General features: G+C 56.4%; 12 protein-coding genes. 9 read left to right on the forward strand and 3 right to left on the reverse strand.

The genetic code is table 11. The features are described from left to right. Positions 1 to 3: 3 nt before the first annotated feature. Positions 4 to 987, forward strand: a complete 984-nt coding sequence (locus LVD14_RS05585) for a rhodanese-related sulfurtransferase (RefSeq protein ID WP_237133047.1) — start codon at positions 4 to 6, stop codon at positions 985 to 987. Positions 988 to 1,005: 18 nt separating this feature from the next. Here LVD14_RS05585 and LVD14_RS05590 read toward each other — a convergent pair whose 3' ends face one another. After that, positions 1,006 to 1,227 carry a DUF1653 domain-containing protein gene (locus LVD14_RS05590; protein WP_237133048.1) on the reverse strand — a complete coding sequence of 74 codons (222 nt, stop codon included), beginning with the start codon at positions 1,225 to 1,227 and terminating at the stop codon, positions 1,006 to 1,008. A gap of 123 nt (positions 1,228 to 1,350) precedes the next feature. Between LVD14_RS05590 and LVD14_RS05595 the strand changes: the two genes are divergently transcribed. Next, positions 1,351 to 1,677, forward strand: a complete 327-nt coding sequence (locus LVD14_RS05595; protein WP_237133049.1) for a hypothetical protein — start codon at positions 1,351 to 1,353, stop codon at positions 1,675 to 1,677. Positions 1,678 to 1,782: 105 nt separating this feature from the next. On the opposite strand, the gene LVD14_RS05600 is transcribed toward LVD14_RS05595, so the two are convergent. Further along, positions 1,783 to 3,057 carry a hypothetical protein gene (locus tag LVD14_RS05600; RefSeq protein ID WP_237133050.1) on the reverse strand — a complete coding sequence of 425 codons (1,275 nt, stop codon included), beginning with the start codon at positions 3,055 to 3,057 and terminating at the stop codon, positions 1,783 to 1,785. A 288-nt stretch (positions 3,058 to 3,345) separates the two neighbouring features. On the opposite strand from LVD14_RS05600, the gene LVD14_RS05605 reads away from it, so the two are divergent. From LVD14_RS05605 to LVD14_RS05630, 6 genes are all read left to right on the forward strand, one after another. Beyond that, positions 3,346 to 5,094 (forward strand): peptide ABC transporter substrate-binding protein, encoded by a 1,749-nt coding sequence (locus LVD14_RS05605; protein ID WP_237133051.1) that lies wholly within the window; start codon positions 3,346 to 3,348, stop codon positions 5,092 to 5,094. Then, positions 5,095 to 6,027: an ABC transporter permease gene (locus LVD14_RS05610; protein ID WP_237133052.1), complete on the forward strand. Its 933-nt coding sequence runs from the start codon at positions 5,095 to 5,097 to the stop codon at positions 6,025 to 6,027. Between the two features lie 17 nt (positions 6,028 to 6,044). Then, positions 6,045 to 7,457: an ABC transporter permease gene (locus LVD14_RS05615; protein WP_237133053.1), complete on the forward strand. Its 1,413-nt coding sequence runs from the start codon at positions 6,045 to 6,047 to the stop codon at positions 7,455 to 7,457. Next, positions 7,454 to 8,479, forward strand: coding sequence for an ABC transporter ATP-binding protein (locus LVD14_RS05620; RefSeq protein ID WP_237133054.1), 1,026 nt, complete (start codon positions 7,454 to 7,456; stop codon positions 8,477 to 8,479). The genes LVD14_RS05615 and LVD14_RS05620 overlap by 4 nt, the downstream gene beginning before the upstream one ends. Beyond that, a complete protein-coding gene (locus LVD14_RS05625; RefSeq protein ID WP_237133055.1) occupies positions 8,476 to 9,435 on the forward strand; it encodes an ABC transporter ATP-binding protein in 960 nt (319 codons plus the stop codon). The genes LVD14_RS05620 and LVD14_RS05625 overlap by 4 nt, the downstream gene beginning before the upstream one ends. Positions 9,436 to 9,524: 89 nt before the next feature. Further along, on the forward strand, positions 9,525 to 10,241 hold the full coding sequence (locus tag LVD14_RS05630; RefSeq protein WP_237133056.1) for a DUF3450 domain-containing protein: 717 nt from the start codon (positions 9,525 to 9,527) through the stop codon (positions 10,239 to 10,241). Positions 10,242 to 10,325: 84 nt separating this feature from the next. On the opposite strand, the gene rimK is transcribed toward LVD14_RS05630, so the two are convergent. Then, complete coding sequence (gene rimK / locus LVD14_RS05635; RefSeq protein ID WP_237133057.1) at positions 10,326 to 11,240, reverse strand: 30S ribosomal protein S6--L-glutamate ligase; 915 nt, start codon at positions 11,238 to 11,240, stop codon at positions 10,326 to 10,328. 252 nt (positions 11,241 to 11,492) lie between these two features. On the opposite strand from rimK, the gene LVD14_RS05640 reads away from it, so the two are divergent. Beyond that, positions 11,493 to 13,151: a hypothetical protein gene (locus tag LVD14_RS05640; RefSeq protein WP_237133058.1), complete on the forward strand. Its 1,659-nt coding sequence runs from the start codon at positions 11,493 to 11,495 to the stop codon at positions 13,149 to 13,151. The last annotated feature ends 3 nt before the right edge of the window (positions 13,152 to 13,154 follow it).

The raw sequence follows: 13,154 nt of genomic DNA on the forward strand, positions 1-13,154 counted from the left end.
GGAATGACAGGCTCGGTAGTAGTGGCGGCCATGTACCGCTTTGCACGATTGGAAGATTTCACAGATTTACGCGCACCACTGCATCGCGTGATGCTGGATAACCAGGTCAAAGGCACCTTGCTGCTGGCGCGTGAAGGCATTAACGGCACCATCGCAGGTTCGCGCGAGGGCATCGACGCCGTGCTGGCCTGGCTGCGCGATGACGATCGTCTGGCCGCACTGGAAGTCAAAGAATCTTACACGGAAGACAATCCTTTCTACCGCACCAAGGTCAAACTCAAGAATGAGATCGTGACCATGGGCGTGGAAGATATCGATCCCTGCCATATTGTCGGCACCTACGTGAAACCGTCGGACTGGAACGCCCTGATATCCGACCCGGATGTGACCGTAATCGACACGCGTAATGACTACGAGTACCAGATTGGCACCTTCAAAGGGGCGATCAACCCGGAAACCGACGCCTTCCGCGAATTCCCGCGCTATGTGAAGCAGAATCTCAATCCGCAGAAACACAAAAAAGTGGCGATGTTCTGCACCGGCGGCATTCGCTGTGAGAAGTCGACTGCATTCCTCAAACAACAGGGTTTTGAAGAGGTCTACCACCTGGAAGGTGGCATCCTCAAATATCTGGAGGAAGTGCCGCAGGAGCAGTCACTGTGGCAGGGTGAGTGTTTCGTGTTTGATAACCGGGTGACGGTTAACCATCAGCTGGAGCGCGGCTCTTACGATCAGTGTCATGCTTGCCGCATGCCTATCACGGATGAGGAAAAAGCCTCGGAGCATTTCCGTCCGGGCATCAGCTGCCCGCATTGCTACGACAGGCACAGCCAGGAACAGCTGCGTCGCTATGCCGAGCGCGAGCGCCAGATGCAGCTGGCCCGGGAGCGGGGTGAGCATCACATTGGTGAACCTATGTCAGCCGTCATCAGGCGACGACGACAGGAAAAGCTGGCAGCCAAGCTGGAGCAGCGTCAGGCTGGTTGATGCTGTCCTGGCAGTAGCTCAGGACTGCTCTTCGCAATACGCAAACCTGGGCACATGCTTTCCATCAATACTGACGGTTTCAGTAAACATGGTCAGCGGCCTGACCCACAGGCCGCGTTCGCCATACTGTGGCCGGTACACCACCAGCGCTTCCTCGGTTTCGCTGTGACGGGCTACGCCGATCACATCGTATAATGGTCCTTTGTAGTGGCGGTAAGTACCGGGCTTCAGGTCGGTCATGACAATTCCAGACAGTAAGTTGGCGAAACAGGGATTGTCGCGTAGTCTATTACAGCTCTGAATCCAACCCAACCGTATAAATGACGCTGGACAGCGGCGTCAGTATTTAATCAGGAGTATTGCATGATCGCGCCGGGACGCCTGTTGTTAACCTCATCCGTGTGTTTGTTGCTGGCGGCCTGTGCCTCTCAGCAGCCTTCCAAGCAGGTTCTGATTCAGGGCACCTGGACGGCGGAGTTTGAAGGGCAGGCGGTGACGCTGGAATACAGTGTCAGCGAGGTCACCGTGCGCGATTTTGGTATCAGCTTTCCCTATGAATGGGTCGATGATAATCATATCCGCCTGAATGCCATGGGGCAGCAGGTTGTCAGTGCAATCGAATTCGAGACGCCCGATGAAATGCATCAGATTACTGATGGTGATGTGCAGGTATTGTATCGCGTCAGGTAACGCCACAGGGCTTGCTGTCACAGCAATAAACTTGTCACAGTAATAAAAAAGCCGCCAGGGGCTTGACCCGTGGCGGCTTTTTGTTTGCCAGTGACTTAAACTGGATTATTCCTGTTCACCTGCACCCTCCGCGCAGATGGTCACGAAGGCGGCAACATCGCTGGCCCCCGACACAGCAATCGATGGAATGATGACCGTGTTAACGTCGCCAGTCCAGAACAGCCCTCCGCTGAAGGGTGCGGTTGTATCAATGCTGTAAGTTATCGGTTGATCAACTGTGTAAGAGCCCTGGGCGCCCACATACAAATCAACGCGGCGGATGTCGAAACCAGTAACTGGCGACAGGATCATGCCGAAGGCGCCGACACCGGCTGACGAAATCGTGCCATTGCCGTAAGCTGCACCTACATCAAGTGAGTCAGTCAGAACAAATGACTGCCCTGAGCCATTGAAGACCAGAGGCAGACCGACGCTGCGCGTATCGGTAATACCGCAGTTTTCGGGCAGCCCGCTGCCGTTGTCATCGTCATCATCATCGTCATCATCGTCGTTCGCGCATTCGGCGTTGACACCGAAGTAGGTCGCCCAGCTGCCTTTCTCTGTGAAGCGGGTTTCACCTGCCCAGGCTGATTCGGTCTGTCCGGATTTAGAGACGACACCATGAGCTGCAACCAGCAGTGCGGAGGGGTCGGCGCAATAGCTTTCCGGATCAATGCCCAGATCGCTGGCGGGAATCGTGAACGTGTGGGTACCAACGCCCATCACACTCGCCGTATAGGGAAATTGCCCCGGGCTTGGGCTGCCTTTTCTGGTGGTGGGCGCATCATCCAGGGATGTTCCAACCCACAGGTGCGGCTCGGACAGTTCCCAGCCATCTTCCAGAATGTAGTCTACCAGCAGGTTGTCGCCGTCCAGCGTCACACAGACACTGCCCACTACGATATGCTGTCCTGCGCGGTAAATGGCGCAATTGCCGTCTACAACAGCGACATCATCGCCGCTGCCAGCGCTGTCGTCGTCATCATTGCTACCATGGTTGTGCCCATGGCCTTTGCCCTTATGGTCCGGGTGACCCTTGCCGGGTCCGTCGTGATCATGACCACGATCTTTATCTTTTCCCTTGCCTTTATTGTCGCCGTCATCGTCGTGATCACTGCCTCCATGGTTGTGCCCATGGCCTTTGCCCTTGTGGTCCGGGTGACCCTTGCCGGGTCCGTCGTGATCGTGGCCGCGCGCTTTGTTGTTCGAATCGGAGGCGTTGGTCACTTCAGCCTGATTCTTGGACTTCGCTTCAGCAGCCTGTGCGCCCAAAACGGTGAACGCGGCCAGGCCGCAGACGGCAATGGCCAGCGTCAGTTTTTTAGGTGTTATCTGATGCATGATCGGTGTCCTTCTTTCTCGATTTTCGTTTCAGTTGCAACGCCTGATGCAGCATGGCTTGCAACGAGAGTTCATAAGGGACTATGCGGTGATGGTAATTCTACTCTCAATTGAGCGATATTCCAGTGGTTTGTGGCGCGGACTGTGGAAAAAAGCGGGTAACTTTGGGTAATTCCCCGGGCTATTTGCCGTTAATATGAATTCATTCAATTTTATGTCACAGACTATCGACGCGCGCAAACGCGCTGGGTTATGCTTGGGGCTTGCCTTGACCTGATTGAATTCGATATGAAGCAGTCCGAATCCCTGCCAACGACAGACCCATCATCTACAGTGCCGGCACCCGGTGACCGCATGACCCGCGCCGCAGCCAGGCAGCTGGCGATCTATGCGGCTGTTGTAGTACTCGCGCTGGTGGTGGCCATGTTTGGCTTGAATTATCTGGCCAGCCTGACCAGCAGCGCGGCCGGCATGTCGCGCGAAGCCGTTGATGTGGAAAACAACATCATCACCTCCTATCTGCGCGAAGAACCTCCTCAGATGAACAGCATGCGCTCCAGTGATGCCATCAGCAGCATGGTCATGGCGCATGTTATGGAAGGTCTGCTGCGCTACGACGAGAACAGCGAGCTGGCGCCGGGTGTTGCCGAGCGCTGGGAGCAGGACGGCAGAACCGTTACATTCTGGCTGCGTGACGATGCCCGCTGGAGTAACGGCGAGCCGGTCACCGCCCATGACTTCGAATTTGCATGGAAGAACGTGCTGGCACCTGCTACAGGGTCCCAGTATGCCTTTCTGCTGTATCCCATCCTGAATGCCGAAGCCGCCAATAATGGCGAAGTCTCCACTGATGAAGTCGGTGTCGAGGCGGTGGATGATCATACGCTGGTGGTCACGCTGGAAACCCCGATTGCCTACTTCGACCGCATGGTGGCCTATATGACCTTCATGCCGGTCAATCAGGAATTCTTCGAACAGACGAATGGCCGTTACGGCGCTGACGCAGACCAGATGATCTACAACGGGCCCTTCATTATGACCAGCTGGGTGCATGGCGCGAGCATGCAGTTGCGCAAGAACCCCTATTACTGGGACGCGGACCGGATCAAGCTGGATGGTATTGATTACGCCCACATGACCAGCGACTCCAATACCCTGCAGAATCTGTTCAAGGACGGCCAGATCGTGATTGCCGATCTGACCTCCGAAATGCTTGAGGAGGCCATGTTCCAGCGCTGGCCGCTGAGCCAGTTCATGGAAGGCACTACCTTCTATGCCGAATTCAATCATCGTCCTGACCGGCTGACGCGTAACCTTAATCTGCGCAAAGCCATGCTGCTGGTCCATGACCCCAGCGAACTGGTGAATCGTGTTATCAAATTGCCCGGATATGTGCCTGCCGAGACGCTGTTCCCACGCTGGGTTCAGGGTATGGATGGTTCATTGCGAGAGGAATACCCGCTGCCACCGCTGCAGCGTGATGTTGAAAAGGCCCGCGAACACCTGCAGATGGCCCTGGATGAGCTGGGTCTGGAAGAGCTGCCACCACTGGTTTTCCTTTCCAGTGATACACCGGTCGCCCGCATTCAGTCGGAGTACTATCAGGAAGTGTTCCGACGCTACCTTGGTATCGAGCTGCTGATCGACAGGCAGGTGTTTCGTCAGCGGCTGGAAAAAATGACAGCCGGTGATTTTGATCTGGTCGGCGCTGGCTGGGGTCCTGACTACAACGACCCGTTGACCTTTGCTGATCTGTTCGCGTCCTGGAATCTTAATAACCGGGGTCGCTACAGCAACCCCGAGCTGGATGCGCAGGTGCGAATTGCACAGAGTTCGCTTGATCCGCAGGAGCGCACAGATGCTTTTGGTGAAATCCATCGCATCATCCGCGATCAGGCAGTGATCATGCCAGACTACGAGCGTGGCTATGTGTACGTGACAGATCCCCGGGTCAAGGGCATCGTTCGTCACGTGTTTGGTGCAGAAACTGACTTCACCAATGCCTGGATTGATGCCGACGCAGGAGAAGAACAATAAATGTGGCTGTATACCCTTAAGCGCCTGTTACAGGGTGTAATCACTGTCTGGTTTATTGCCACCGCCACGTTTTTTGGCATGCACAGCGTTCCTGGCGACCCATTGTCTGGCGAGCGCGCCACCAATGAAGTCATTCGCGCCAACCTGGAGGCGCGCTACGGCCTGGATCGACCGGTCACTGAGCAGTACTTCATTTTTATGGGGAACATGCTGCGTGGCGACTTCGGCATTTCCTACACGCAGCAGAATCGTGAAGTAAATGACATCATCCGCGAGCATTTCCCTGTTTCAGCGACTCTTGGTCTGCTGGCTGTGCTGTTTGCCGCAGCCGGTGGCATCCTGTTTGGTGCCCTGACAGCGCTGTATCGCAATCGCCTGCCCGACTACATCATCATGTTTCTGGTCATCCTGGGTATATCGGTGCCCAGCTTCGTATTTGCCGCGCTGGGTCAGTTGTCGCTGGTTAACGTGAACAACGTTCTGGGATTTTCGATTCTGCCGGTGGCTGGCTGGGGTACGGTGGGCCATATGCTGTTGCCGGCGCTGGTACTTGGTCTCGGTACCATGGCCTATATGACACGCCTGATGCGCTCCTCAATGCTTGAGGTAATGAGTGCTGACTATATCCGTACGGCGAAGGCCAAGGGTCTTTCGCCCACCCGCATTTTTGCGCGCCATCAGCTCCGCAATGCAGTGATGCCCGTCATTACAGTGCTGGGACCCGCCATCGCGGCCATCACTACCGGTGGATTTGTGGTAGAGCTGGTATTTGCCATTCCGGGCCTGGGACGCTACTTCGTTCAGGCGGTGCAACAACTCGACTACACCGTCATCATGGGAACCACCGTGTTCTATGGTGCTTTCCTGGTGTTCATGGTCATCATGGTGGATCTGGTCTACAGCTGGATTGATCCGCGCGTCAGACTGCAGTAAGGGGATCAGGTCACGGTATGGATCAACATTCAAAACACCCATCGGCAGCCGTTGTGCCCACCCTGCGTCCCACCGATTTTGAGGTGCTCGGCACCCAGTCGTCTGCGCCTGTGCTGGTGCGACCTTCACGTTCCTACTGGCAGGATGCCTGGCAACGACTGAAATCCAACAAGCGTGCGCTGGTGTCACTGTATCTGGTTATAGGCCTTATTCTGTTCACTTTTGTGGGGCCGCTGGTGTGGCGGGTAGATCCAGCGCTGCAGGATATTGACCAGATTAGTCTGGCGCCTGGCGCAGATCGCCGTGCACTGGTCGTTGAGCCATTCTCCGCCTGGGATGGGGTAACTGAGTGGCAGCAGTCGCAGGGGCAGAGCGGTCTGCGCGTAGCTGACAGTCCTAACACCCAGAGTGTCCGTCTGAAATGGGATGCGTCGCTAACTGCGGGCGGTTACCTCGTTTATCGCAATATCTACGAACCGGAAGGCATGGATTCGCTAGGGTTGCCATTGATGGAAATCGAGAACCCGTCACAGGCTTATTACGAAGATCGTCTCGACCTGCAACCCGACGTCTATTATTACTCGCTGGTAGAGCTCAATGACAACGGGCAGCCCATGGGTGACTATCAGATGGTGACAGCCGAGGTCAGGCGCGTCATTACTGTCGATGAGGTAATCGCCCGCAATCTGGTTGACGATCCTTCAGCATTAATGCCGGGTGATGAGGTCATGCTGGCCTGGCACCCGCTGGGTACGGACTACCTCGGTCGCGACATGCTGGCCCGCCTTATGGCAGGCGCTCAGGTATCCCTGTTTATTGGTCTGCTGGCGCCTCTGCTGTTCGTCAGTTTCGGTGTGGTCTATGGCGCTACTGCCGGATTCATCGGCGGTCGTCTGGATCAGCTGTTCATGCGTTTCGCTGACTTTGTGGTGGCATTGCCCTTCCTGCTGTTCATGATTCTGTTCCAGGTCGTATTTGGGATTGGACCAGGCGAAAGCGGCATCATACCGATGCTCGTGGCGCTGGTCATATTGTCCTGGCCGGCCACTGCACGCCTGGTGCGCGGGCAGATTCTGCAGATTCGAGAGGAAGCCTATGTCAGTGCCGCGAAGCTACTGGGCGCATCCAACAAGTATCTGATTACCCGGCATATGATCCCCAATACGTTGGGTGTCATTCTGGTTACCCTGACGTTTGCGGTGCCAACTGCCATCTTTACAGAGGCATTCCTGTCCTTTATTGGCATGGGTGTCGCGCCACCCACGGCGTCCTGGGGCAGTATGTGCAACGAAGGTCTGAAGACCATGCTGACGCATCCTCATGAACTTATCTTCCCGGCTGCCATGATCAGTATTACCGTGCTCGCCTTCAATCTGCTGGGCGACGGCCTGCGCGATGCCCTGGATGCGAGAATGAGGAGTTCCGAATGAGCGCGTTGTTGAGCGTTGACAATCTGCATGTTCAGTTTGCCACTTACGGCGGCATTGTGCAGGCTGTGCGCGGGATCAGTTTCAGTGTGAATGCCGGCGAGACTCTGGCGATTGTTGGCGAGTCTGGCTGCGGCAAGTCCGTGACCATGCAGGCTGTGATGGGGCTGATTCCGATGCCACCGGGCAAAATCACCGCCGGCACCGCGCACTTGCGGGGTGAACCGTTTCTGGGTCGTTCGCATTTGAACGGCAAGGCGATTTGCGGCGATGAAATCGGCATGATTTTTCAGGACCCGATGTCCTCGCTGAATCCAACCATGCGCATCGGCGACCAGATTGCCGAGACACTGGAAGTGCATCGCGGATACAGCCGTAGTGAGGCATTTGCCCGCGCCATTGAGTTGCTGGAGCTGGTTCGCATACCCGAAGCCGCCAAGCGCGCCAGGCAGTATCCGTTTGAATTCTCGGGTGGCATGCTGCAGCGCGCCATGATTGCGATGGCCGTCGCCTGCAAGCCATCTGTGCTGATTGCCGATGAACCAACAACGGCGCTGGATGTGACCATTCAGGCGCAGATTCTCGATCTGCTGAAGGACATTCAGCGCGAGACCGGCATGGCCATTATTCTGATCACGCACGACCTTGCCGTTGTGGCACGCATGGCTGACAAAGTAGCCGTTATGTACGCCGGGCAGGTGGTGGAGTATGCCAACGTGGATGACCTGTTCGCCAAGTCCTCTCATCCCTACACATTGGGGCTGAAGCTTGCGATGCCGAGTAAGGAATCCGACGAGACGCATACCCTGCAACCGATACCCGGCAGCCCGCCCGATCTGTTTTCGCCGCCCAAGGGTTGCGCTTACTGTGCTCGCTGCCCGTTTGCCATGCAGGTTTGCCAACGTGAGGATCCGCCGGCATTCACCATCGCCAGCGATCATCGGTCGCGTTGCTGGCTGCAGCATCCGCAGCAGTCCAGGCCTGTCTCTGGCCTGTATCGCCGCACAGATGAGGTAACCGCATGAGCGCTTTAGTCAAACTTGACCAGCTCACCAAACACTTTGATCTGGGGCGCGGGCAGCGCGTGCATGCTGTTGATGGTATCTCGCTGGAAATTCAGCGCGGTGAGACGCTGGGGCTGGTAGGAGAGAGCGGTTCTGGCAAGTCCTCACTTGGCAAGACGCTGATGGGCCTGCACGACAAGACATCTGGAAGTGTAATCTACGATGGTGAGGAGCTGCCCAAACACTACAGGGCTGCTGACTTTCAGCGCATGGCCAGTCGCATGCAGATGATATTCCAGGATCCGTACTCGTCGCTGAATCCACGGATGACAGTAGGCGAAATCATCAGTGAAGGCCTGCGCGGCAAACCACTGAGCAAAGCGCAGAAGCAGAAGACAGTGGGCGAGTGGCTGGAAAAAGTCGGCCTTAACGCGGCTCACGCTTCGCGCTACCCACATGAGTTTTCCGGTGGCCAGCGGCAACGTATAGGCATAGCCCGCGCGCTGATCATGTCGCCAGAATTTGTTGTCTGTGACGAGCCGATATCTGCCCTGGATGTGTCTGTGCAGGCTCAGGTGGTCAATCTGCTGAACGATCTAAAGACTTCGATGGGGCTGACCATGCTGTTTATTGCCCATGACCTGTCCATGGTTCGCTACATCAGTGACCGTATGGCCGTCATGTACCTGGGTGCTCTGGTCGAGCTCGGCAATGCCAAGGATGTCTACTTCCAGCCGCGCCACCCCTATACTGAAGTGCTGATTGCCTCCAATCCCGAGCCTGATCCAGTGACAGAGCGCGAACGCGCCTCGACGACGATTCAGGGCGAGATACCAAGCCCTGTGAATGTGCCGGCAGGGTGCCGATTTGCCGGCCGTTGCCCCAAAGTGATGCAGGTCTGCCGGGAGCAGACACCTGCTTTGTTGCCCCTGGTGGACGAGGATCGTCTGGTTGCCTGCCATCTGTACAGTCAATAGCATTTAACGTAAAAATCGGCATGGTCGGCGGGTTGTTTTCGTCAGGCCATCTGATTTACTATGTGGGTCCCCAACGAGGAAGAATAATTATGAAGTCCCTGCATTACTTTTCCAGGTCCACCGTTTTGGGACCTGTCGCTGCAGCCGCGATCACTCTGGCTGCCCTGAGCACGCCAGTTAGCGCGCAAACCGTCCAGGAACAGTTCAACCAGGCGAATGCCCAGTTGGTAGCTCTGGTCGAGATGAATGAGCAGCTGCGTCAGCGTATTGCCCGTCAGGAGCAGCTGATCGGCGAAATGGCAGAGTCTATTGAACATGCAGCCCTGCTGGCGAACGAAGAAAGCTCACCGCTGAATGACCTGATCGAACGCATGATGAGCAGCATCGAGCAGTTTGTTGAGGCAGATCTGCCCTTCGAGCTGGATGAGCGTCGCGAGCAGGTGGCACGTATTCGCAGTCTGGTTGATAATCCCGAAGCACCTTTGGCGCAAAAGCTGAGCCTGCTTATTTCCCTGTATCAGGCAGAGGGCGGTTACGGCAGAACGCTGGACACCTACGAAACCACCATGGAAATCGACGGTGTTGAGACTGAGGTGACGATTACCCGTGTTGGCCGCATCATGCTGGCGTATCAGACAGCAGACCGCACGGTCACAGCAGTCTGGGACAACAATCAGGATCAGTGGGTCGAGCTGGCTCCGGGTGAATACCGCACCGCTGTGACGCGCGCCATGAATGTTGCTAATGGCACACTGGCACCTGAGCTGATCAACATCCCGATACACGCTCCGGTAGACGCCGAGTAAGTAAGTTTTGACCGGCGCCGCAATTCACCCGCGGCGCCCCAAAAAAAAGCCATCAGAACTTCGGTCCTGATGGCTTTTTTGTTTCTATCCCTTGCCTTTCATTTTGTTCGGGCCTTTCAGCGAATCTTTCTCGATATACTCAATAATCGCACCCGCGATATTCATGCCAGTCGCTCTCTCAATGCCTTCCAGACCTGGCGAGGAGTTCACCTCCAGCACCAGCGGGCCATGATTGGAGCGAATGATATCGACGCCGGCAACATCCAGACCCATCACCTGCGCCGCCTTGGTGGCCAGTTTGCGCTCGTCGGGCCGTAGCTTGACGACCTCGGCAGAACCACCCCGGTGCAGGTTGGAGCGATACTCGCCAGCTGCTGCGGTACGCTGCATCGCTGCTACAACCTTGTCGCCGACGACAAAACAGCGGATGTCCGAGCCGGCAGCTTCCCTGATGAACTCCTGCACCAGAAAATCAGCTTCCAGGCCACGGAAGGCATTGATCAGGCTCTCCGCGGCCTTTTTGGTTTCGGCCAGCACTACACCATTACCCTGGGTACTCTTTAAGACCTTGACCAACAGCGGCGCGCCGCCAACCGACTGAATAAGATCCGCCGTGGCGTCAGCAGAGTGTGCATAGCTGGTAATGGGCTGGCCAATGCCTCGGCGCGCGAGCAATTGATGGGCGCGCAGCTTGTCTCGAGAGCGGGTAATTGCAATGGATTCATTGACTGAATAGGTGCCACTCACCTCGAACTGTCGCAGTACGGCCGCGCCATACAGCGTGACACTGGCGCCAATGCGCGGTATCACGGCGTCAAACTCCAGTGCTTCTGGCGCACCACTGCCCTTGTAGAACACAGTCGGATTATTGGCAGTAATGTTCATGTAGCACTTCAAAACGTCAACGACGCGTGCATCATGGCCGCGTTCCCTGGCTGCTTCGACCAGACGTCGTGTTGAGTAGAGCTTGGAATTGCGCGACAGAACGCCAATTTTCATGACGGAGAACCTTTGTGACTGGTGCAAGAGTTAAGTGGGCGTTTGTATATCTAGAATATCAGAGCCGATGCCAATACCCAATGAGGCGTGCCATGACACAAAACCATGGCCTTTGGGCTGGGTGGGCCCGGAAAGGCGGCATAAGGTACCACAAATCCGGCATCTTACAACTGGCGTGTGCTTACTTTGGCTTGCTGCCAGTGCGGGCAGCATGCGAAGATTCGGCAATAACATAACAGGATAATGGTGCGGATGCCCAGAACAATGCAATACCTGCTGGCTGCCATCGGATTTGTGCTGCTGGCGCTGCTCATCAATTTCGGCGTGCTTGATGGCAGCTGGCGCTGGGATGACAGCCAGATTCTGCTGCATGCGCACCAGTTCAACTGGCTGCAGGATTTCACGAACCCCGAGGTATGGCAGCAGTTTTCTCCCGCCAACCTGACTCCGCTGCTCATTCTCAGCTTCGAAGTCGACCTCATTCTGTTTGGCCTGACCCCCTCGATGTTTTATCTGCATCAGCTGCTGGCACTGGCGGCCGCCGCCTGGATGATGTTCCTGTGTCTCAAGTTATGGTGTCGGGGCGGATTCGCGGTGCTGGGCGGTGTACTGTTTTTGATTGGCACGCCAACCTTGCTGGTTGCGCAGCAGTTGATGACGCGCCACTACGCAGAGGGCCTGGTGCTGGCGCTGGTGGCGCTTTATGGTTTCGTTCGCTTTGTTCGTGGTGGTGCAGTGCTGTGGCTGGTGCTTGCCCTGGTCAGCTACGCCCTGGCCTGCATGGCAAAAGAAGTCTACGTGCCATTACCGCTGATCCTGCTCTGCATTCCTGATGGGACGTTTGCAAAGCGTCTGCGCGCAGCCGCTCCGTTTTTTCTGCTCACCTTGCTCTATGCAATCTGGCGCAGCTGGATGCTGGAAAGCGTGACGGGTGGTTATGCCTCAACCGCAAGCTTTTTTTCAGGCGCGTTTATTCAGCAGGTTGTGATTACGTTTGCCGGATTCCCGCGCCTGCTGGGTGGTGGATGGTGGCCTGTGTTAACGCTGGCCGCTGTGCTGGTGCTTGTGACATACCTCTACACTAAGCGCCATGTGCCCTGGCGAATGCTGATCGTGGCAGCCATGGTGTTGCTGCCTCTGGCGCCATTGGTGCAGTCACCAGGTATTGTGCTGGCGGACCGCTATCTGCTGGTGGTGTGGGCGGCTACGAGCTTTGCCATAGCCTACATGCTCAGCCAGGTCTGGCAGGCGACTACAGAGTCGATGGGCTGGGCGGGCACAGGCACGGTGGCGCTGACTGGTCTGCTGGCGCTGGCGGCGGCCGTGCAGGGATTCAGCGTCCGCAGTGCCCTGGTAGCGGTTGGCAAAGAATTCGACGTGCAGGGACAATTTCTCTGGCAGCAGGATGATTCAGTGGCCATGATTCCATCAGGGAACGTGGTGCCTGCGTTCTGGTTCGTCACCGGGCTAAGAGACTTCAAACAGGGCCTGGGACTGGGCTCGTCACCAGTCACTGTCGTCGACGATATCTATCTGCAGCAGTCTGGAGTGGATCAGCTCTACGGCTGGCAGCAGGATTGTCAGTGCATGGTGGACATTTCCGAACAGGTCCCGGGTCGGCTGGCAGCCTACGAGGACAGTCTGCGGCCGCAGGCGCCGCTGAACCTGCGTTACGGCTACCAGGGGGGGTATTTCACCTGGCAGTTCGGGCCCTACAGTGATGGGCAGTACCATCTGGTATCTGACGTCATTGGCGTGATTCCGGCGCCGGCAGCTGGTCAATTGCGCGCGACGTTGACAGATGGAGCGCCATTTTATATCCGATACACATCGCCAGAAGGATGGATGACCTACTCCGCGCAGCAGCGGGTAGTTCGCGACGGGCCTGAAACAGCCTGGTCCAGGGAGTAAAAA

Source organism: Pseudohongiella sp. O18 (assembly GCF_021729085.1).
Taxonomy (GTDB): Bacteria; Pseudomonadota; Gammaproteobacteria; order Pseudomonadales; family Pseudohongiellaceae; genus Pseudohongiella.